Consider the following 23024-nt stretch of genomic DNA (forward strand, 5'->3'; position numbering starts at 1 on the left):
GCAATAACTAGGTACCTTTGCAAACCTAATCTTGCTACACCAGGGCGGTCTGGATTTCAAGAACCGCGCGGCGTTCGCCCACCTATACATCATGACGGTTTCGATGCGGATCATGAGCGCCGGGGACGGCTACAAGTATCTCCTGCGCTCGGTCGTCGCGGGTGACGGTGACCGGAGCCTTGCGACGCCGCTGACTCGCTACTATGCCGAGGCCGGGAGCCCTCCCGGCCGGTGGCTCGGCTCTGGCCTCACCCAACTTGGCGAAGGCCGTATCACTCCTGGCGAGGAAGTATCGGAGCAGCAGCTCCAGCTCCTCATCGGGATGGGCTGCGACCCGGTGACAGGTGACCCGCTCGGCCGTGCCTACCCGGTCTACAAGACCCCCGCCGAGCGCATCGCCGACCGAGTTGAAGCCCTCGACCCGGACCTTGGCCCGGCCTCGCGCGCGGAAGCGGTCGCCGAGATCGAAGCCGAAGAACACGGGCGCGGTGCCCGGAAGGCCGTCGCCGGGTACGACTACACCTTCTCGCTCCCGAAGTCGGCGTCGGTGCTGTGGGCGGTCTCAGACGCCGGCACCCAAGCACTCATCGCCGAAGCGCACCACGCAGCGATCGCCGAGGTGATCGACTTCATGGAACGAGAAGTCGCCGCCACCCGCGTCGGCATGACCGGCGCCGACGGCGGCGCAGTCGCCCAAGTCGATACCTTCGGGCTCGTCGCGACCGCCTACGACCACTACGACTCCCGCAGCAATGATCCTCACCTTCACACGCATGTCGTCGTGTCGAACAAGGTGAAGACCGTGCTGGACGGGCGGTGGCGGTCGCTGGACGGGCGGCCGATGCACGCCGCGACCGTCGCGCTCTCCGAACTGCACGAGGCGATCATCGCCGACCACCTCACCCGGCTGCTCGGCGTGGAGTGGGAGGCGCGGGATCGTGGCCGCGACCGCAACCCCGCCTGGGCGATCAGAACGGTGCCGGAAGAGCCCATGCTCGAGTTCTCGACCCGCGCCCGCCAGATCGACGCCGAGAAAGACCGCCTCATCGCCGAGTACGTTCAGAAGCACGGCCGGCAACCCTCGGCGGCAACGATCATCAAGCTCCGCGCCCAAGCCACCCTCTCCACCCGGCCCGAGAAGCAGGTGCGCTCCCTCGCCGACCTCACGACCGAATGGCGCAAGCGCGCCACGACGCGGCTGGGGCGGGAGGCATCGGAATGGGCGCGTGAGGCGATCCCGGCAGCACCCGTACGAGTGCTGCGTGCCGATGACCTTCCTTTGGATGAGATCGAGAAGATCGGCCGTGCCGTGATGGAGGCCGTGGGTGAGAAGCGGTCGACCTGGCATCGCTGGAACCTGACGGCCGAGGCCGCACGGCAGACGATGGAGTACCGATTCGCGACCGTACGGGATCGGGAGGCCGTCACCGGCATGGTCGTCGATGCTGCCGAGCGCGCCTCGCTGCGCCTCACGCCGCCGGAGCTCGCCTCGACGCCGGTGCGGTTCCAGCGGCCGGATGGGTCGAGCGCGTTCCGCCCCCGCCACGGCACCTTGTATTCCTCCGAGGCGCTGCTCGATGCGGAGAAGCGGCTCCTCGAACGCTCCCGCATCCTGACCGGCACAAAGCTCCCGCTCGCCCTCATCGAGAAGGTCACGAGGCGACCGGATCGGGAGGGGCGGATGCTCGGCCCCGACCAGGCAGACGCACTCACCCGCATAGCGGTCTCGGGCCGTCAGCTTGATCTCCTCGTCGGCCCGGCGGGCACGGGGAAGACGACCGCGATGCTCGCGCTCCGCACCGCATGGGAACAGCAGCACGGTGCCGGGTCCGTGGTCGGGCTGGCCCCGTCGGCGGTCGCGGCGGAAGTGCTCGCCGGGGATCTCGGGATCAAAACCGAGAACACCGCCAGGTGGTGGACGCTGCACATCATGACCGGCCGAACCTTCCAGGCGGGTCAGCTCGTGATCGTGGACGAGGCGAGCCTCGCCGGCACCCTCGCCCTCGACCGCATCACCGGGGCCGCCGCGAAAGCCTGCGCGAAGATTCTCCTCGTCGGCGACTACGGGCAGCTCCAATCCCCGGCAGCGGCCGGTGCGTTCGGGCTCCTCGCCGGCGACCGTCACGACACCCCGGAGCTCTCCACAATCCACCGCTTCACGCACGAATGGGAAAAGCGAGCATCGCTGCGGCTCCGCCTCGGAGAACCCGACGTGATTGATGTCTACCAGGACGCCGACCGGATCATCGGCGGCACCACCGACGACATGACCGCAAGAGCCTACGAGGCGTGGCGGGCAGACCGAGAAGCCGGGATCGCGTCGATCCTCGTCTCCGACTCCGGCGAAGCGGTGGCGGCGCTGAATCTGCGCGCCCGTACCGAGCTCATCCTCGCCGATGTCGTGCACCCGCTCAGGGGCGAGGTAACGCTGAGCGGCGGGGTCCAGGCCTCTGTCGGCGACACGGTGATCACGCGGAAGAACGAGAGGAAGCTGCGCACCCGGTTCTCATGGGTACAGAACGGGAACAGGTGGACGATCACGAAAGTGCGCCGCGACGGATCAGTGACCGTGCGTCCAGTCGGCCCAGACCGCGGCGAGTCGATCGTGCTCCCCGCCGACTACGTCGCCCAGCACCTCGACCTCGGCTACGCCGTCACCGCATACCGTGCCCAAAGCGTCACCGTCGATACCTCGCATGTGCTGGCCGATCCAACGATGACGCGGGAGAACCTGTACGTTGCCTTTACCCGCGGCAAGGAAGCGAACCTTGCCTACGTCTCCACCGACACTCCGGACGACGCGCACGCGCACCCGCATGAGGTCGAAGACATAGAAGAAGCAGCCCGTCGGGTGCTCTACGGGGTACTGCATCATTCCGGGGCTGAACTCTCCGTGCACGAGACGATCCAGGCCGAGCAGGAAAGGTGGGGATCGATCCTGCAACTCGCTGCCGAATATGAGACGATCGCCACCGAAGCCCAGCACGACCGCTGGGCCACCCTCATCCGCACCTCCGGCCTCACCGACACGCAGACAGAAGCAGCACTCTCATCGGAAGCATTCGCCGCCCTCGCCGCCGAGCTGCGCCGGGCCGAAGCGAACCATCACGACGTTGACCGGCTCTTCCCGCGGCTCGCGAAAGCGCGAGGCTTCGATGACGCCGACGACATCGCCTCCGTCCTGCGCTGGCGCCTCGCCACCGTCACCCAGCACCCTGCCACAAATGGGCGCGCGGCACAGGCACCGAGGTTGATCGCGGGCCTGATCACCGTCGCCGACGGCATCACCGAACCGGACATGCGGCAGGCGCTCGCGGAACGGCACCAGCTCATCGAGCAACGCGCCGCCGCCCTCGCAGAGCGGGCCACGGCCGATGGTGCACCATGGGTGCAGGCACTCGGGGCGCGACCGGACGATCCGCGCAAGCAGGAGGCCTGGGCGCGGTATGTGCGCACGGTCGCGGCATACCGTGACCGCTACGGCGTCACGAGTGATGATGCCCTCGGCCCGGCCCCGGACGGGATCGCGCAGACGATCGACCAGGCCCGCGCCGCACAAGCGATCCAGCGCGCACGAGCTCTCACCATTCAGCGGGAGCGCCCGAAGGCCGCGGCGAACGCGCTCACCAGACGGGGCGCACGGTCGCTCTGATACTTGCGAAGGGTTCCGCTTCTCGACTGCCCGACGTACATTGGAAGCACAGCGGCAGAAACCTGCATGACACATTTCGCCTCCGGGCCGGGCCTTCGGGTCACTTCCATTAGCGCCGCTGCTAACCGCAATGCGCTAATGAGAGGAATCATCATGTTGAACTTCATCGTCTCGGGATTCGCGAACGTGGTCGCCACGCTGAACCGTCACCTTCCCAGCCTCCGGCTCATTCAGCGAGTCGTCCACCGTCGCGACAGCCACAAGTGGGGTGTTCCCGCGATGCTCCTCGCGGTGCCCTATTTCCTGCTCGCGAACGTCTTCAAAGTCATTCTCGAGGATGGAGGGCACGCCTTGTTCAGCTTGCCGCTCCTGTGGTGCCTCGTCATGGGGATCGTGTTCCTCGCGCTCGGCCCCATCAGCTTGGTCTTGCTATTTGCCGCCCGCGCTCGTGAGGTGATGACTCAACGTAGACGAGCGCACAGCAGGATGAACGCTTGAGAGCCAGCCGGGAGACGCGGCGGCACCCTCCTGCGTAGGAGAATGGGGGCGTGGAGCCAGAACTTGAACTGACCCGACGCGATGGAGCGCCGGAAGAACTGTGGCAGATTGCCCGCCTATATTGGGAACACTCGGGTGTCGATGCCTACGGCAAGGTTGTCTGGGCAAGGCCCACGAAATCGATCTCGGTCACCGCATGGCGGGGCGCAGTTCACCATGTGGCCGGTGCTGGCGCAATCGCAGCGCTCCCCGGAGCGGCTTGTGCCGAGTGCGGAGATCCTCTGACGCTCACCTCTCGTACCGCGTTCGAGTCTGGACGGAACGGGCGGAATACAGTTTGCTGTGACTGTACCTCAACATATGCGGACAGTGTGCTTCGCGTCGGCGGCTCCGACCTTGAAGATCTGCGTCTGCGTCAGCAGCAGCACGCGACCAGGCGACTGGCTGCGGTGCAGGCAGAAGCAGAATTGAAAGCTGAGCAGCAAAGACAACTGGACGCACTCGAAACCGAGCGGCGTCGCGCGATTGCTGCACAGTTTCCATTGCAGTATCGCCAGGATCTCCCAGATCCGCGATCCATCGGTCTCCGAGCTCGACTGACAACCCTCGCGCTGATGGACTACGCCGCACGAGATGGGCTCGTTGAGCCGGTCGAGCACCAAGAGCTCGTGCTTGCGCCGTCTCCCCAACTGGGGGCTGACCTCATTGACGAAGCAAGTGGAGGTCTGCTGGTCACTCATCCTTCAACCCCAACGCGAGCGTTTGCCTGGGCGTCGCCGGCGGACGGGGAAGAGCCGAGCTGGACGGGCTATTACCCACTCCTGACGCGATTACATCTGGGGCTCGGCCAGCATGATCCGGCAAAGTGGGAAGCCACACGCGAAAACCTTGTTGCATCCATGCAACTCGAAGCACTCACCGCAGCTGAGCAAAAGGATCTTTTGACTTTCGCGGCGGAGCTCATTGGAAACGAGGCACTCCGCTACCTTAAGTTCAAGCTCAACGACGAGTATCGTCTCCCGGACATCTCCGATGAGATTCGCCCGCGCGCACTCGACCTCCTGACATTCGCGGCCCACCAGCTTTCGCTTGGGCATCTCATGCGGGCAATCTGGACCGTAACTAGCGGCGCGACGAACCTCAAGGCCTCCAGGCCCTATATACCCAAGCAGCGTGTCGCGGACTACACCGTCGGTCAGCTCGAAGTGAAACTTCACGACTACTTAGCTCCCGAGCACCAACTTCTAGAACCGTACCGGGCCGACACCAGGCTCCCGCTGTCGGCACTCACCCGTGTCCTGTTTTACGAAGTCATTCACGCAGATCCCCTCACCTATACATTGCCGGAGCTGGAGCGGTCACTTCCGGCACCCAGTGACACCTATGCCCGCGAGCTCTGCCGCATCAGCATCCCCGACGGAGAACAAGCCCGAGATGCCCTGCTCGCAACCTCCCACAACTGGGACGGAACCCTGTTCCGCCGAGCCCTCGCCGAGGTCGAGAACCGGACCTTTGAACCGTGCACGCCGGGATGCATCCACGACCGTCAGCCAGATCGCGCAAGACAATTCGGGGCGAGCTTCGACAAGCTCATCTCTCGAATTGGCGCAGACGCAGCGAGCGTCGCCTTGATCGAGTTAATGCGTTATGCGAACGACGACCCGGAGACAGCAGCGGAACGTCCAGGCGATCTGCTACTGACCCTGGTCGCTCAGGAACTCGGCGCGCTTTGAAATCCGCGCACATCTCCAGTTTCAATTCGCCACCCGCATGAGGCCAGGCTGGAAGGATGAAGAGTCCCCAGCAGCACCCCCGACCAGCCCTTCTCCATTGCTCACCTCGCGCCCATCAGATCGGAGGGCAGCATGGCTAGGCCTCGCACACCCATTGGCACCTTCGGGAAGATCAGTCACCGCCGCCTAGGCAAGGGACGATGCGAAGCTCGCGCACGCTACCGAGACTGGGACGGCAAGCTCCGCGCCGTCCAATGCAGAGGCCTAACTCGTGCCGCGGCGGAACTCGCGCTGAAGCGCAAGCTCGCCGAACGTTCTCTCTTCCAGCCCGGCTTCATCGGTATCAGCTCCGACAGCCGATTTTCCGCGCTTGTCGACTACTGGCTCGAAGACATGGAGATCGAAGACCGCCTCTCGAAAACCACCCGGCAGCTCTACGAACGCAACATGCGCACCCTCGTCGCACCCGTCTTCGCCGAGCTCACCCTGCGCGAGATCGGGGTTGCTCGCTGCGACTACTTCCTGAAGCAGCTCGCGAAGCAGAGCTACAACCGGGCCCGGCAAGCCCGCGTCGTCCTCAGGCTCGCGCTCGGCCTTGCCGTTCGGCACGAAGTGATCCCGCGCAACCCGATGGATCACGTCTCCCGGCTGCGCCGCCCAGTCAGCACTCCGGACGCATTCGAGGACTCTGACATCGAGCTAATCCGCGAAGCGGTGCAGGCCTGGGAAGAACGGGAGATCACTGCCGGTCCGAGACCTGATGGGCAGCTCGGTCAGATCATCGAAGTGCTCCTCGGCACCTCTGCCCGGATCGGGGAGGTGCTCGCGATCCGGCTGTGCGACCTCGATCTGCGCAGCCCGATCCCGACGGTGAAGATCACCGGCACGATCGTCAGCCGGAAAGGCGAGCTGACACACCGGCAGGATCACCCGAAGACCTCGCGCTCGGTACGGAGGATCGCGCTCCCGGCGTTCGCGATGAAAGCGATCAAGGCCCGCATGAAGAAACGGCTCTCGATCGACCCCGACGCCTTGCTGTTCTGCAACCGCAACGGCGGCCCGATGACCACGAACAACGTCCGCCGCCAACTCCGCTCGATCATGGACAAAACCGGGCTCGAAGGAGTCACACCGCACCGGTTCCGCAGGACCGGAGCGACCACGATCTATCACGCGGGCGGACTCGATCTCGCGGCCGGCCTTCTCGGGCACACCGACCCGAGAATCACCCAGCACCACTACATCGCCCGCAACGACCTTGTAGATCCGGCCACCGCATCAATGCTCGAACAACGATTCGGAGGATAGTCGCCCAGCGCGCACGGGGAACCGCGCCCTATCACGAGGGTCGGGGCGCGGTTCCCAGAATCCAGGTCTTCACGTAAGGTCGGGACATGGGCGACGGCGGCATCGAGATCCCGGAAGACCTGGAGATCCGGGTGTGGGATCCGGACAGCGGGTACCGCACGTGCCCGGTATGCGGTGGAGATTGCGTTCCCGAGCCGAACGGCGCAGACGGGCACGGCATCCGCATCATGTTCGTCTGCCCCGAGCACGGTGCGCACAGCATTGTCGACCCGTTCGCCGATAAGCGGCGCTAGAGAAGGAAGTAGGTCTGCGCTTCCACCCTCTGTTCAGAACTGAATGTGAATACGAGCACATTCATCTAACATCCCAACACCGCGGCAAACCACCCACAGCCCGAAGCGTTCTCAGGCAGTTGCCACCACACAAGCCAGCCGTCATAGACTAGGGAAAGTGTTGTCCACGAGCTGACTTAGGTCGAGCCACAGATTAGCAAGGCGGTGATGCCATGAGTCAGTTTGATGCAAGCGCCTCAGCTCTTGGCTTCATCTACCAACTCAGATGGGCGTTGCTGGACCTCCTCCGAGCTATGCGGCGTGACGCGACCATCAGCCTATCGATCGAAGACTACGACGACATTGCGCAACTCACTCCCGACGGAGATGTGCATTCGGCTAGTCAGATAAAGAACCACGAAGCACCCGCGCCAGTTACAAACTCGAGTCCTGACCTCTGGAAAACCTTGCGAGTATGGCTAGAAACACCAGTGCTCCGAGCCAGTGGCGGCCCCCGACTGTATTTGATCACGACGGCGACAGTTCCCGAGGATTCAGCGGCATGGTTCTTGACACAAGAAGCGCGAGACACGAGTCAAGCATGCGCGCTCCTAACCCAAGCAGCTGCACGGTACACCGCAAAGGAAACCGAAGCAGGACGGACGGCGTGGAAGGACGCGCCAGAGTCGGACAGGCTAGCGCTCATCGAACGCATCTTTGTCATCGGAAATAACCCCAAGGTCACCGAGATTGATGAGATTGTCCGTCAAGAGTTGTCTCAGAGTGTCCGCGATGAACATATGGACCACTTCGTTGAGCGGCTCTGGGGGTGGTGGCATCAACAATGCCTGGCTGTTCTCACGAAGGACGGGGTAGCCACGATCTCTGCCGGACAGCTCCGGGCCAAACTCAACGCTCTTCGTGACCACTACACCGAAGGCGCTCTTCCAATCGACGATAGCCTGGCTGGAATTACCGCTGAGGATATCGGTGACGAACATTCAGGAAAACCGTTCGTACAGCAACTCGAGTGGATTCAGATTCGCGGTAAGAACATGCAGCGAGCGCTCATCGATTACCACCGGGCATACGCACAAACTACGAAGTGGCTTCGGGACGGAGACCTTGTTGAGGACGACCTCAGCAGGTACGAAAGGATGCTCGTTGAAGAGTGGGAGATTCAATTCGAGAACGCGTGTGACCGGCTCGACCGGCTAGGGGCGACTGATGATGCAGCCAAAGTGGAAACCGGTCGTTCTCTGTTTGAAAAACTCTATGAAATGAACAACGTAGTAATCCAGGCGGGGTTCACTGAGCGATTCCTTAGCGGAGGAACCCGCCATGTGATTGCTAATCGAGGTGATCTCGGGTGGCATCCAGATTTCCGTGAGCGAGTCCGAGAGCTTTTGGGAGTTCCTGCATGACCTCATCAGATCCTGGTCACCGGCCGGAATTATCCACAGCTATCCTCAACCCTGCAATCGTTGCAGCGTCGATTCAGTGGGCTAGCCGTCGGCACAGTGACACAGGCAAACGGTCGATGCCATGGGAGTACTCCTTCCTTATCGTGCCGCTTGTCTTTCATCAGCGCACCCGGCTTGAGCTTCCACAAACTTCGACTACTCATCTTCCTGTTTGGATTAACAACCACCAGAGCGTCTTGGCTGGTTTCCCGCAGCGGGCAAAAAAGTTCACCTCCCACGTTCGTGAAGGTATTCGGTATGGACTTCGAAGCGGACAGCTCACCCTCAACGCTGACGCAACGTTCAGAGGATCAATGAGATCCGGAATAACGCTTCCGGAAGATTCGGAACTTAAGAGCATCCTCTCGTCGTCTGCCACAGTTGGAGGCATTTTCTCAAAATCTGGCACCCCTGTGAACGTATTCACGCAGTTTGGAGTATCTCCCTAATGCAGATTGTCAGTATCAGCATTTATCACCAGGATGGCCGGAGAAGAGACGTAAATTTCCGCCTTAACGCCCTAAACATCATTACGGGCGACTCCAAGACGGGGAAAAGTTCGTTGCTCAACATTGTTGACTACTGCCTCGGGCGCAAAAAGTCTTCAATCCCTCGCACGAAATGGTTCAAGGCCATCGCTTGGTTTGCTGTGGTCTTCCAGCTGCCAGGTGGTAACCGCGCTCTTGTTGCGCGAATCCCGCATGCGCCCGGCATATCAAACCACCGAGCCATGCTGGAGTTCGGGAACTCCGAAATGGTTGCTCCGCCCGCAGAACAGCTGCGGCTGAATGTCGACACAGAAGCCCTGCGGACCCAGCTTGGAACGCACATTGGCTTGGCGGGCGTGCAATTGGAATCGAGCGAGAACTCAACCAGGGGCCCGGTCTCTGTGGGGCTAGGGAGTGCGGTACCCTTCACGCTGCAGGAACAGCATGAAATCGACAACAAAGTCTCATTGTTTCACAGGCAGGACGAGCACGGAATTGCGCAAGGACTCAGGGACTCACTCCCATTCTTCCTTGGCGCAGTGGACGGGGAACAAGCAGCAAAGAGAGCGAGGCTGCGAGAAGCCCGTCAAAAGCTCAGGCGTGCGGAGAATGCACTCGACGCCGCCGAGGAAGGACTCAAAGCGCAGCACCAGGAACTCCGTGAGTTGCTGAGCGAAGCTCGATCTGTTGGCCTCATCACGTCGCGAGTTGACGATCCAGGACAAAGCATCGTGGATGTGCTCAACAACGTGAGATTTACAAGACTGTCGGAACCAGTCATCTCCAAGGCCGATCTTGCTGCCCAGGACGAACGGCGCCGAAATGAACAGAAACGTTTTGAGCTCGCGCAGGAGCTCAACGTTTACATGAACAACCGTGAGCTTCTACTCGACGTACGAGATGGAGAAGGCGATTACGACGATTCATTGTCACTCCAGATCGAGCGATTGAGCGTGCTCGACTTCATCCCTCATCGAGACAGGCATAAGGATGTTTGCCCGGTCTGTGAGCAGGTGATGCCTCAGCCAGACGCAACAGTCGAAAGCCTTAATTCCCGACTGTACGAGCTGCGTGACGAACTCTCGCAGGTGACGGCCAGAAGACCCAAACGGCAACAGGCGTTGAGAGAGAATGACGGTGAGATCGACCGCATTCGACGCGAGCTGAGCATCATCGACGCGACGATGGACGGAAGCGCCGTATCCGATCTCAACATGAATCCGAGCGCGTTGCGCGAAGCGCAACAATTCGTTCGCGGCCGCATCGATGCCATCCTGAGTAATCTGCAAGGCCGTGATGACACCGAAGTGGCAAGGCTCCGTAGCGCTCGTGAACAGGCACAGGCAATGGTCGAAGCGCTCGAGAGCGAACTCGACGGCGGTGAAGCCCGAGAGCAGCTGACCTCACGCTTGAACGCACTAAGTGTCCTCCTGGGAAGTTACAGCCAGCGGCTCAACCTCGAGCAAGCCGATATGCCGATTCGACTGGACGTTCACCAGCTCACAATCGTTGTGGATACTGAAGACGGCCCGCTGCCTCTCCCCAATATTGGAAGCGGTGAAAACTGGGTCGGTTACCATGTTGCCGCGCACTTGGCGCTCCACGAGTACTTCTTGAAACAGCGCCGCCCCGTGCCTCGATTTCTCATGTTCGACCAACCCAGCAAGGCCCATTTCCAGTCGGATCGGCCTCGCGATCCAAACGATGAGTACGTCGATCCTGATCGAGAGTCTGTGCGGAACATGTTCAAACTCTTCGCTGATTACTCCGACGCCCTCAACGGTCAGATCCAACTCATCGTTGTCGACCACGCAGATTATGAGGATGACTGGTTCGCGAACTCAGTTATATACAACTGGAGACAAGGTCGAACATTCATTCCCAACACCTGGCTTTCTCCTGAGGCGCAGTTGCTTCCGGACGACGCCAGCAGCGAGCAGCTCCGACTGGAAGCCACGCCTTAGCCTGGATCTCCCCTTGTGACGTGTCAAACGTGACTTGGCCGCCCTACTTGCTGAGGTGCTCTAAGGCACAGAGCCAAGAGCGACTATTTCACTAAGGCGGCAGGCAGTCCTCTCGAGCCGCTGCGGATAACAGAAGCCGTAGGCGCAGATTCGGTTCGGATCAAGCAACGTTGGTCGGAAACCGCTAACCCGATCGTTGCTGGTACCTCAGGGAAGCGGTATCTACAGAGGGTGCTTGAAACCCGTAAAAGAGACCGAGGTCTCTGAGGTTCCGCACGAACAGGCCGCCCCCTGCGTCAAGTGCCGCGCTGTCGGACGGCCCGTTTGTCTTGGGCGCGCCTCGCGTTTCCTAGGAGCTGCTTGAGAGGTGCCCTAGTTTAGGAGTATGGCAAATCCAGCGATCGAACCATGGAGCGCAGCGCTCAGCACTTTCGGCGCCGAAAGCGCTGCCAAACTCGATGGACCTGGCGACCGCGAAGCAGCGATTCGCGGCCCTCTTGAGCAACTCATTAAGTCCGTCGGCAGTCTCGTGGGCAGAGCCGCTGTGCTGCATGACGAGGTGCGAGACCAGGAGCGTCGTGTGCGCCCCGATTACGGGGTCTCCATCAATAGAGTCATGATCGGGTACATCGAGGTGAAAGCTCCTGGGCGCTCTATTAATCCGACGGAGATGACCGGACATGACCTGGAGCAGTGGACTCGACAACGAGATCTGCCGAACCTGCTCTATACCAACGGTACGGACTGGCGATACTATCGCGGCGGGGAACTGATTGAACAGGCCATTCTGACGCCCCAGTCCCTGGTTGATGTCGGAGCAAACCTAGAGGCCACGCCTCAACTCGAGGCTATATTTCGAGCGTTCCTGAACTGGACGGCTGCCCCCATCACATCGGTGCGGTCCTTGGTCCGCGCAATCGCACCGCTGACTCGTTTGTTGAGAGGCGAGGTTCTCGATCAGCTCGCCGCGGAGCGGAAACGTATCTCTTCCGGAGAGCTCGAGGACGAACAACCCTTTATCGGACTAGCCCGCGATTGGCGTCGCCTGCTCTTTCCTCAGGCTGAGGACGAGACCTTTGCAGATGGGTATGCGCAGGCGGTGACCTTCGCGCTTCTCCTCGCGCGCACTAGCAACATCGAAATCTCTGGCCGCAGCCTGCATGAAGTTGGTAGGGAGCTTGGCCTTCAACATTCACTCATGGGGCGAGCGCTCCAGCTGCTCACTGACGACGTGGCCACTGATTTCAAGGTGTCACTCGACCTGCTGGTCACCGTAGTAGGCGCAGTACGTTGGGACAGAATTCGCTCCAGTAAGCGTGACGTCTATCTCTATCTCTACGAAGAGTTCCTGGCAGAGTACGATGACGAGCTCAGGCAGGACTCCGGTACTTACTACACGCCGAAGGAACTAGTAGACGAGATGGTGCGCCTGACGCAGACGGTTCTCCAGGAAGAACTAAAGATTGACCAGGGCTTCGCATCCTCCGATGTCTACACGATAGATCCGGCGATGGGAACGGGCACTTTCCTCCAATCGATTGTCGAAACCGTCCAGGAACAGGTGAAGATAGAGGAAGGCCCTGGTGGCGTCGCCGATGCTTTGACTGAGCTGGCGCAACGTCTAGTGGGATTCGAAATCCAGATGGGACCTTACGCAGTGGCCGAGCTGCGTGTGGCAGAGCTGCTCACGCAAGCTGATGCTTCACTGCCCGATGACGGACTCAAACTTTATGTCACCGACACACTCGATGACCCGAATGCTGATATGACGCAGATCGCATCCGGTCTTCAACCGATTGCTAATTCTCGCAAGCGAGCGAACGCGATCAAGCGTTCCCAGAAGGTCAACGTCGTTATTGGCAATCCACCCTATCGAGAGCTGGCTTCCGGTCTTGGCGGGTGGGTTGAACATGGTAGCGGTGCCGATGGCAAGGAGAGCGAGGGCGTTCTTAGTGCCTTTCTCGAAGACGTACCGGGTCGCATTGCCGCGAAATTGAAGAACTTCTACATCTATTTCTGGCGGTGGGGTACATGGAAGGTATGGGAATCAACACCGGCTGATGAGACCGGAATCATCTGCTTTATCACGACATCTGGGTATGTCACCGGCACAGCTTTCAAGACAATGCGTCGCTATATTCGTCAACACGCCAGTGACGGGTGGATCATCGACTTGACGCCGGAAGGGCAGACGCCGGAGGTGGCAACGCGAATCTTTCCTCAGGTACGGCAGCCGCTGGCCATTGGAATATTCGTGCGCCGCCCAGAAACCGACCTTGCCACCCCAGCCAACCTTCGCTACTTGTCCGTGCATGGTAGGCGTGCTGAGAAGTTCAGCCAGCTTCGGAAACTTGAGATTTCGGACGCTTCTTGGCGAACTGTTCGCACTGACTGGACGGCGCCGTTCACGGCGGCAGCCTCGTCTTCTTGGGATGACTGGCCCACCGTAGACAACATCTTTCCCTGGTACTCTCCGGGTGTCTTCCCGACCCGGACGTGGGTATATTCTCCTTCCAGCTCTACGCTCGAGGCGCGTTGGAAGACCTTGGTGGGAGAGGCTGACCAAGAGGAACGACGAAAGCTCATGAAGGACTCCGGAACGGCTTTCCATTCAGAGTTCAAGGATTTGCCAGGCTATCCGCATCCAGCGCGGCTGCCCAAGATTTCCTCACTCACTGCGCAGAGTGACGCGGAGCCAATCATCAAAGTCGGTTTCCGGGCGTTCGATCGCCAATACTTGTTAGCAGATCCACGCCTCATTCACCGTGCCCGAGAAGGTCTTTGGGAAGCTGCGCTTGTGCAGGGTCAGGTGTTTGTCTTCGAACAACATGTTCACTCCATCTCAGGAGGGCCGGGGCTGCTGTTTTCCGGTTGGATTCCTGATAACCACCATTTCAATAACCGTGGTGGTCGATCAATGCCGTTCCTGCACCCGGACGGCACTGCAAATCTCGCCTCGGGACTGGTTACCGCGCTCACATCAGAATTTGGAGAGCCAGTTGAACCCGTTGATGTGCTGGCCTATGTTGCAGCTGTGACTGCGCACCCGGGATTTACTTTAGATTTTGCAGACGAGCTTGAGACGCCGGGGATCCGCGTCCCGTTGACGAAAGATTATGCACTTTGGGCAGAAGCGGTTGAGCTTGGCAAGGATCTACTAACGGCTCAGACTTTTGGACGGTTCGATGGCTCGGATATTGCCTATTCCCAGGACGATCCCCGTCGCGTGATGATCCGAGACCGAGTTAAGGAGTTGCCCCAGGGACTTTCTTACGATGCCTCTGCAGAGGAGATCATTGTGGGTGGAGGACGGTTTGGCCCTGTCTCCCGGAAAGTCTTTGAATACAGTGTTGGTGGGAGAAACGTCCTAAAGTCATGGGTGGGATACCGCTCCAATGAGCCCGCTGGAAAGCGCACCTCTCCGCTTGACGATCTCAACCCAACGGTTTGGGAGCGTGAATGGACGAAGGATCTCCTGGAAGTACTTACAGTGCTCTCTAAGCTTGTAGCCCTCGAAGAAGGCCAGGCCAAACTGCTAAAGAAGATTGTTTCGACGCCCGTCTTTACTGTGACTGAACTCGAAGAGTGTGGTACCGCTTGGCCAAAGCAAGACAGTGATCGCAAGCCGCGCCGCGCCATCACGAACGCGCTGTTTGACGTCGAGGCGGTCGTGAAGGATGGAAACTAGGCCACTTCTTGCCGCCCTTTATGCGCGTCCAGGAAGGTGCAGAAAGGGTTGCGATCCCATAGAGCTTTGCTGTGTCCTCTTCTCAATGTGACGATGGCGAGTACCTGCGCCGCGACTGTTTCAACTCTTCGAGACGGTGGATGTGAAAGAACACCAGACACCCTTCGACGAGTGGTTGAATGCGGTAGGGCAGATATGCTTCTTTCACGTCAACCAGGCGTTTGAAGGCTTCGGAAAGTAACCGATCGGTCTGATATCGAGGGCATCCTGGAGGCCTCTTCGCTGTTCCACCGTTAGGGGGCGGAGTTCTCCCACAACCTTCGCTTCTGGCGCACGGACATGATGAGCGAAGCAACTATGCGGGAACGGGCCGAAGCCATCGAATCAATTCTTAGAAAAAGAAGTCTGGCGCGAAGACAACAAGCTCTGGCGTGAGGACCTGTAACCAGGTGATGAGCCTCTAGCTGGGTTCGGCATCGGCCTGCGGCTGCTCGGTCATGTCAAAAAGGTTTTCGATCAGGAAGCTTTCTGACATGACCAAGCCGGAGGGCCAGATCCAAACCTGGGGATGACTCGCACCGAGGAAGCGTTTGCTGACCGGTCTTGAATCTTGATCGCCATAAAGTCACCAAAAATTCCACCCCAGGGCCCAACGGACGCGCATCAAACTAAGCAACTAGTGGGCCAATCAAGTGGTCAACATCATGCAAAACATGCAAAACGTGACGCGCTCTGCAATGTATGGAACGGCGAAGCCCCAGCGAAGCATTGGAAATCGGCCGATCCGTCTGCCTGGGGGTCAAGGGGTCGCAGGTTCAAATCCTGTCAGCCCGACAAATGCGATGTCTCAGGACATCAGGGACACCTGAACCCGCGGAAACGCGAGTTCAGGTGTTTTTCGTTTGGTAGTCCTTTTCTGGGTCGATGGTGTATTCGCCGAGGACTTCCCTGGTGGTTGTGATGCCGGCGGCGTGACTGGCGTGGACGAGACAGACGAGCTCGACGCGGGCGTGACCTCGACCAATCCCAAGGTGCTTGAGCTTCCCTGCAGATCGGAACCTGATGGCGTCTCCGGGTCAGCGATGTCGTATCTCACTTGCCAGGTGTCTGGAGTGACTGGTTGTGTGGATGCGGCATTCGGGGTCGCGGTGCACGCGAGCCTTGGGCTCTTCTCTCGATCACGCGGTGGAAAGCGGAAGTTCTTGTGGTGACTGCGGCGAAGGCTGCAGTAGGCCGAGTCAAACTCAAGCCAGCACCCAATGGCGGACCACTCGGCTCAAACGTACAGGCGAGTCTCTAGCGTGCCCGATGGTGCGCGAGCTCGAAATCAATAAACGCCGCGATCATCGCCCGGTAGGCATGTTCCACGACCTCTGGCGATGCACCGCTTTGCTCCGCGAGGCCGCGAACCTTGACGATGACCTGCTCTACGCGATCCGGGGCGCGCACCGCCTGCTCATCCTTCTTGAGCGAGCCTGCTGCGAGAACCCACTCCTGACGCTCGGCGATGAGCTCCACAATCCGGGCATCGAGTGCATCGATTTGGTTCCGAACTTCGTCGATGCTTGGCGTCGCAGCTTCGGTCATGCGGTCGAGCATAGCGATTTCCTACGAATGGATCACCCCGGACAAAAAGGATGCCGTGTTCAGAGGCGATTGCAGTCCATCACCCTGACGGTCGGCACGGAACCGCTCAGGTATCCTGGATTGATCCCGGGGCACATCCGCAGCCGGGACGGTCGCGCGCCTGCCGCTCGGGGGATCACCTGATGGGGGAGCCGGCCCAACTCGCTGGTCGACAACGGCCACTTTGGGGAGACGTACGTGAGTGAACTAGCAGCCTTCGACCGCCGTGAATCTGAGGTCCGGGGGTACATCCGCTCGTTCCCCGTGCTCTTCGAGCGCGCGAACGGTTCGGTGCTCAGCACCGCGGACGGCCGCGACTACCTCGACTTCTTCGCGGGTGCCGGCGTGCTCAACTACGGGCACAACAACCCCAAGCTGACCGAGCCGCTGATCGACTACCTCCGCGAGGGCGGGATTCTGCACGGACTCGACATGGCGACCTCGGCGAAGCGGGACTTCATCGAGGCATTCGAGCGCCGGATCCTGGAACCCCGCGGCCTGGACTACAAGCTGCAGTTCACCGGCCCGACCGGGGCGAACGCGGTGGAGGCGGCGCTCAAGGTTGCGCGCCAGGCGACCGGCCGCTCCAACGTCGTCGCCTTCACGAACGGCTTCCACGGGCTCAGCCTCGGGGCGCTCGCCGCCACGGGCAACGCCAAGTATCGGCGCGCCGGCGGCGTGGACCTCGGTGGGGTCACCCGACTGCCCTACGACGGCTATCTCGGCGCGGACCTCGACACCCTTGACCTGTTCGAAAAGATGCTCACCGATCCGGGCTCAGGGCTGGACGTCCCCGCCGCGGTGATCGTGGAGACCGTGCAGGGCGAGGGCGGCATCAACGTGGCGAGCTCCGCGTGGCTGCAGCGCCTGCGCGAGCTGACCGCCGCCCACGGCATCCTGCTGATCGTCGACGACATCCAGGCGGGCGTGGGCCGCACCGGAGCGTTCTTCAGCTTCGAAGAATCGGGCATCGTCCCCGACCTCGTCACCGTCTCCAAGTCGATCTCCGCATCCGGGCTGCCGATGTCGCTGCTGCTCATGCGCCCCGAGGTGGATGTGTGGGAGCCCGGCGCCCACACCGGCACCTTCCGCGGCAACAGCCTGGCCTTCGTAAGTGCCCGGGCCGCCCTGGACAGCTACTGGGCGGACGCCGCGTTTATGGATCAGGCGGCGGAGCGCAGCGCACAACTGCGCGCAGCGCTCGACGCTATCGCGACCGAGTTCCCCGAGGCGGGCTTCGTGGTCCGCGGGCGCGGCCTCATGTACGGGCTGGCTTCGGCAAGCCGCCCCGAGCTTGCGGGCGCGGTCTCCGCCGCGGCGTTCGAACGCGGACTCGTGATCGAGACCTCCGGCGGCTCCGACGAGGTCCTGAAGTTCCTCCCGGCGCTGACCATCACGGCCGAAGAGCTCGACGCGGGGCTTGCGATCGTGCGGGAGTCGCTGCGCGCGGTCGGCGCGTAGCGCGAACGCCCGGGCGAACGCCCAGGCCACTCCGGCCGGTGCACCGACCCCGGCCGGGAAGGCGTGGCAACGCTCCGAGCGCTGCGCCGCGGCGCATTCATCGCCCAGGCTGGTGCCTGGGAGAACCGGCTGTCCTCCGCCGTATCGCACTTCCCGAGTGAAATAATCGCGGGAGCGGCAGTTGCGCCGCGCGGGACCCCGGGGAGGCGACGTGAGCCTGACGATCCAGCCACGCCGTGTGCGACGCCGGGCGGTGGTCCGGCTCCTCGCGCCGCTTCGTGAGGTGCGGTGGGGCGGTCTGCTGCTCGGAGTTCTGCTGCTCGTGGGGCTGACGGGCTGCATGACCGGGGACGGGGTCCACGCCGCGTTCACGCGCGAGTTTGCGCGGGATCCCGCGGTCGTCGACCTCGATCTCTCGAGCGCGGACAACATGCCGTTCACGGGTGGCGTGGGCGGCGAGGTGACGCTGCGCAGCGACTTGGGCGAGGCGGAACTGCGCGCCTTCGCGGAGCGAGTGCGGGAGTTCGGTGCGGACCACGGCGGTGCCGCGACGGATCAGGCCGGCTCGAGCGATCCCTCGCGCGTGCGCATCACCCTGCTGCTCGACGAGTGGCGTCTCCCCGTGCTCATGGATCCGGAGGCGGGGAACGCGCTGCTCGAAGTATTCGGTGAGCTCCGAGGAGATGCGCGCGTTCAGACGGGCGGCTTCGGGACACGGGACTTCACGGACTCGGCGACTTCGGCGCGACTCGAAGTTGCCGACGGCGAGACGGCGTTCGCGCTGCTCGCGGAGTCGCCGGAGCTGTTCGCGGGGCTCGGCAGGATGCCGGAAGTGACCGTGGCGACGGTACCGGGAGTTCCGGAGCGTGTCGTGCTGACTGGTGCCCCCGGGGCCTGGTCCGACCGAGCGGGTGCCGGATACGCGGCGCTCGGTGCCGCAGCCCCGCTCACCGCGTTCGAGGCCGATCCCGCCGCGGTGACGGTCACCCTCGCCAGCGAGGCGGATCTTGCGCGCGCCGAAGGGGTCGCGCGTGGGACGCTGCGGTACGGCGACGGTGGGAGCGTGTACTTCCAGAGCGATCTGGTGACGCTCTTCCCCGGGGCGAGCGGGGGATCCGCCCGGGTGCTACTGGCGGATCTCCCCGTGGACGCCAGTGCGGGCATCGAATCTCTGTGGACCGATGATCACGCGCTGCAGCTCGGTGCCCCCGGCGCACGGGAACTCGCCGTCATCGCCGCCGCGGTCGATCAGAGTCCCGCCGCGGCGGGCCTCGGCCCGGTGACGATCCGTGTGGGCCCGGCGGACGAGCCGACGCTCGCGATCGAGGGTGCCCCCGGTGCGCTCGCCGAGCGGGCGGCGACCGTGCTCGCGCTCGGGGAACGCGGCGAGGTGGCCCGGGTCGTGCTGTCCCCGGGATTCTCCTCGGAGCTGGAGACACGCGGCGACCCGAGCGATGCGGACCTTGCGGCATACGCGCGGCAGTTGAAGCCGCATGCGGAGCCGGGGGATCGGGTCTGCATTGATGCCGCGCGGCGTGGCTCGTTCTGCGTCACCGCGGCGGAGCGACTCACTGCCGCGGAGCTCACCGAAGGTGCGGCCCGGGATGGGCGTGCATTCGTGGATGCGTGGAACGCGCAGACCTGAGCGCTGACGCACGGCGCTGCCAAAGGCCGCGGCGGGTCGCCGCCCCGCGAGGTGCGGCTGCTCCGCGCCGCGGACTGCGGCACCGACGCCCGCGCGAGCGCACCGTGCCGAGCGCTCATGCACGCTGCGGGTGGGGAGAGACACCCCTCGACTGAGCTGAGCACGCGGACGTCCGTGAGCCGGCCCCGCAATTCCGCGCACGGAAGGCTCGGCGGGGTATCTCCCCGAGGCCGGGCATCTTTCCGCGGCGGATCCGCCCGCCCCGCGCCCCGCGGCCCGACGGCCCCTCGACGCCTCGGGGGCCGTCGGCCCCAGCGAGATACCCGACGGGTACAGCCAGGCGTGCTGCAACCTCCGAGGTGGGGGAGGGGCCGATGGACGGATCCACCTGGCCTCCCGGTTTTGACGCGTCGGAGGTCGTGAACGGGTTCAGTCCGGTGTTTCCGTGCGACGCTGGCAGGATGAGCACCCGCGGATCGCCGTGTGGGGCGATCGCGCCCTCGACCCCCGACCCCCAGCCTCAGGCCTTAGGCCTCAGGCGAACATGACGGGCCGGAGTGCCGGTCGCGCAGTGGACCCCATTGCGCAGTGCCCGTTCCCTGGCTAGGCTGGGTGTTATCGACATACCCCTCGGGGGTATGTGCTTCCGCGTCGAACGCGGGCGCTGTGCCTCGGATCGCGGGTGGCCGGCGTGAATCACAGGACGGGTGAAGGGAAATGAGCATGCAGCACGAAGCACACGAACATGACCATGGCGGAGCGGCGGTATCTGGGCACGATGCCGGGGGAGTGTCGCTCGCCGCGGGCGGGTATCAGCTCTCTCCGATTCAGGCTCCGGCGGCCATCGGCGAAGACGGAGCATTCCGATTTCAGGTGCTGACCGCCGCCGGCCATGTTGCGGGTGGCTTCCCGGAATCGCACGAGAAGGCGTTGCACCTCATCGTGGTGCGCGCCGACGGCACCGAGTTTGGGCACGTGCATCCCGAGGTTGATCGCGACGGAACCTGGTCGACACCCTGGCGCTGGGCCGCGGCCGGCACGTACCGCGTATACGCGGACTTCATCCCGCCCGAGGACGGTGCGGAAGGTCTCACGCTCACGCAAACGGTCCATGTTCCGGGCGAGTTTGCGCCCGTGGCGTTGCCGGTCGCGCGGGTGGCGAAGGTCGCGGGCTTCACGGTATCGGCTTCCGGCGACCTCATCGCGGGATCGCCGGTCGAGCTCGCGATTGACGTCACGAAGGCGGGCGCTCCCGTGCGCGCTCTCGAGCCGTACCTCGGCGCGTTCGGTCACCTCGTCGCGCTGCGGGAGGGGGATCTCGCGTACCTGCATGTCCACCCGGACGGACCCGCACCCGGCCCCGGTTCGGTCTCGGGGCCGACGGTCAGATTTGTGGTGACCGCCCCGACGGCCGGGCGGTACTTCCTCTACTTCGACTTCCAGGTCGACGGTGAGGTGTTCACCGCGGAGCTTCAGCTCGACGCCGCTGCCTCTGAGAGGGATCACGCGGCTCATTGAGCGCGTCGGCGCGGTGCGCCCCGGCGGCGCTTCCACCCGCACGCGGCGGTATCCCCGCCGGGTGACGGTGGAAGCGCCGCATTATGAGAACGCCCCACGGGGGTATGCAGTTGCTGGAATGGTGTCCGAACGACGGGCGGTCTGGGAGGACTCAGTAGTCAAACTCTTTGCGATTCGCGACTTCAGGCACCTGTTCGGTGCCCAGATCATCGCGCTCCTCGGCACCGGACTCGCCACGGTCGCGCTCGGGCTGCTCGCCTACGAGCTCGCCGGACCTGCGGCTGGCGCGGTGCTGGCGACGGCGCTGACCATCAAGATGGTCATGTACGTGCTCATCGCGCCGATCGCGGGCGCCTTTGCCGACCGCTTGCCGCGACGACTGTTCCTGACGATCCTCGATCTCGTGCGCGCCGCGGTTGTCCTCGTGCTCCCGTTTGTCACTGAGATCTGGCAGGTCTACGTCCTCATCGGGGTACTGCAGGCGGCATCGGCGGCGTTCACGCCCACGTTCCAGGCCGTGATCCCGGACATCGTCCCCGAGGAAGCCCAGTACACGCGGGCGCTGTCGGCGTCTCAGGTCGCCTACACGATGGAGAGCCTCTTGAGTCCGGTGCTCGCCGCCCTCGCGCTCGCCGTCATGTCGTTCAATTGGCTGTTCGTGGGCACCGCGGTCGGATTCCTGATCTCCGCGGCACTCGTGCTGTCGACGCGGATCCCGAACGCGGCCAGCGGAGTTCCGGGCGGCGCGTGGGAGCGCATCACGTCGGGGCTCGGCACGTTCGTGCGCACGCCGCGCCTGCGCGGCCTGATGGGGTTGAATCTGGTGGTGGCCGCCGCGGGCTCGATCGTTGTGGTGAACACGGTGAATTACGTACGTGATCAGCTCGGCGGGGATCAGTCCGACGTGGCCTGGATGCTCGCGGCGTCCGGCGCGGGGACGCTCGTGGTCGCGCTCATCCTGCCGCGCGTGCTGGACCGGGTTGCGGACCGCCCGATCATGATGACGGGGGCGGCTGTGCTGCTCGCGGGCGTCGCGGCTGCGGTGGCGATGGTGGCCGGAGGCGTCGTGTCGACGGCGGTGACCGCGCCCATCTGGGTGGCGATCGGCGCGGGGATGGCGTTCATCGTGACGCCGACGGGGCGCGTGATTCGCGAATCGACCCCTCCAGCCGGGCTGCCCGGCGCGTTCGCCGCGCAGTTCTCCCTGTCCCACCTGGCCTGGTTGGTGACGTACCCGATCGCGGGATGGCTCGGCACCGCGGCCGGCCTGACGGCCGCGTGGTCGGTCCTGGCAGCACTCGCGGTTCTCGGGGCTATCTTCGCGGTCGTCGCCTGGCCTCGTGAGGGCCGCGCCGCCGCGCAATCGCCAGCGCCCGCCGGAACCGCAACCCCCGCGCCCGCCGGGACCGCGACCCCCGCGCCCGCCGGGACCGCGACCCCCGCGCACACCGGGACCGCGACCCCCGCGGGAGCAGGTGCCGGGACCTCCGCGGGAACCGGGACCGCGACCCCGGCTGGAGCTGGGCTCCCTGCCGGTACCCCAGCCGTTCCCGCCGCGTCAGCGGGAGCGTGCGAGTGTGGCGAGGCGGTGCTGATCGCGGCGCAGTGCTCGTGCAGCCGGCCGGTGTGACGGTCGCCTCGCCCGGCTGAGTCGCCCGGGTGGCGCTCCGGGCCCGGCGCGGCGGCAGGCCCCGTGTGGCTGGCGCGG

At 63.2% G+C, this 23024-nt stretch carries 14 protein-coding genes; 13 read left to right on the forward strand and 1 reads right to left on the reverse strand.

Features of this window, described 5'->3' with window-relative positions:
• Positions 1–91: 91 nt before the first annotated feature.
• From mobF to D3230_RS06265, 9 genes are all read left to right on the forward strand, one after another.
• Positions 92–3652, forward strand: coding sequence for a MobF family relaxase (gene mobF / locus D3230_RS06230; RefSeq protein WP_202344172.1), 3561 nt, complete (start codon positions 92–94; stop codon positions 3650–3652).
• Positions 3653–3805: 153 nt separating this feature from the next.
• The gene (locus tag D3230_RS06235) at positions 3806–4150 is read left to right on the forward strand and encodes a hypothetical protein (RefSeq protein ID WP_202344173.1); all 345 of its coding nucleotides are present in this window, start codon (positions 3806–3808) and stop codon (positions 4148–4150) included.
• Between the two features lie 50 nt (positions 4151–4200).
• Complete coding sequence (locus tag D3230_RS06240) at positions 4201–5883, forward strand: hypothetical protein (RefSeq protein ID WP_202344174.1); 1683 nt, start codon at positions 4201–4203, stop codon at positions 5881–5883.
• A gap of 132 nt (positions 5884–6015) precedes the next feature.
• On the forward strand, positions 6016–7191 hold the full coding sequence (locus D3230_RS06245) for a tyrosine-type recombinase/integrase (RefSeq protein ID WP_202344175.1): 1176 nt from the start codon (positions 6016–6018) through the stop codon (positions 7189–7191).
• A gap of 86 nt (positions 7192–7277) precedes the next feature.
• The gene (locus D3230_RS06250; RefSeq protein ID WP_202344176.1) at positions 7278–7484 is read left to right on the forward strand and encodes a hypothetical protein; all 207 of its coding nucleotides are present in this window, start codon (positions 7278–7280) and stop codon (positions 7482–7484) included.
• Positions 7485–7696: 212 nt separating this feature from the next.
• Positions 7697–8887, forward strand: coding sequence for an ABC-three component system protein (locus D3230_RS06255; protein WP_202344177.1), 1191 nt, complete (start codon positions 7697–7699; stop codon positions 8885–8887).
• Positions 8884–9375 carry a three component ABC system middle component gene (locus D3230_RS16500; protein WP_420029020.1) on the forward strand — a complete coding sequence of 164 codons (492 nt, stop codon included), beginning with the start codon at positions 8884–8886 and terminating at the stop codon, positions 9373–9375. Before D3230_RS06255 ends, D3230_RS16500 begins: the two co-directional genes overlap by 4 nt.
• Complete coding sequence (locus D3230_RS06260; protein WP_202344178.1) at positions 9375–11378, forward strand: DUF3732 domain-containing protein; 2004 nt, start codon at positions 9375–9377, stop codon at positions 11376–11378. The genes D3230_RS16500 and D3230_RS06260 overlap by 1 nt, the downstream gene beginning before the upstream one ends.
• 385 nt (positions 11379–11763) lie before the next feature.
• Positions 11764–15066: a type ISP restriction/modification enzyme gene (locus D3230_RS06265; RefSeq protein WP_202344179.1), complete on the forward strand. Its 3303-nt coding sequence runs from the start codon at positions 11764–11766 to the stop codon at positions 15064–15066.
• 1296 nt (positions 15067–16362) lie between these two features.
• Here the strand turns inward: D3230_RS06265 and D3230_RS06270 are convergent.
• A complete protein-coding gene (locus D3230_RS06270; protein ID WP_237467115.1) occupies positions 16363–16665 on the reverse strand; it encodes a chorismate mutase in 303 nt (100 codons plus the stop codon).
• Between the two features lie 225 nt (positions 16666–16890).
• Between D3230_RS06270 and ectB the strand changes: the two genes are divergently transcribed.
• The 4 genes from ectB (at position 16891) to D3230_RS06290 (ending at position 22946) form a co-directional block, all read left to right on the forward strand.
• Positions 16891–18153 carry a diaminobutyrate--2-oxoglutarate transaminase gene (gene ectB / locus D3230_RS06275; RefSeq protein WP_202344180.1) on the forward strand — a complete coding sequence of 421 codons (1263 nt, stop codon included), beginning with the start codon at positions 16891–16893 and terminating at the stop codon, positions 18151–18153.
• Positions 18154–18364: 211 nt separating this feature from the next.
• On the forward strand, positions 18365–19798 hold the full coding sequence (locus D3230_RS06280; protein ID WP_202344181.1) for a hypothetical protein: 1434 nt from the start codon (positions 18365–18367) through the stop codon (positions 19796–19798).
• A gap of 723 nt (positions 19799–20521) precedes the next feature.
• Entirely contained in the window at positions 20522–21316 is a 795-nt protein-coding gene (locus D3230_RS06285; RefSeq protein ID WP_202344182.1) for a hypothetical protein, read from the forward strand.
• 118 nt (positions 21317–21434) lie between these two features.
• On the forward strand, positions 21435–22946 hold the full coding sequence (locus D3230_RS06290; RefSeq protein WP_202344183.1) for an MFS transporter: 1512 nt from the start codon (positions 21435–21437) through the stop codon (positions 22944–22946).
• The last annotated feature ends 78 nt before the right edge of the window (positions 22947–23024 follow it).

The organism is Leucobacter chromiireducens subsp. solipictus (assembly GCF_016758195.1).
Taxonomy (GTDB): Bacteria; Actinomycetota; Actinomycetes; order Actinomycetales; family Microbacteriaceae; genus Leucobacter; species Leucobacter solipictus.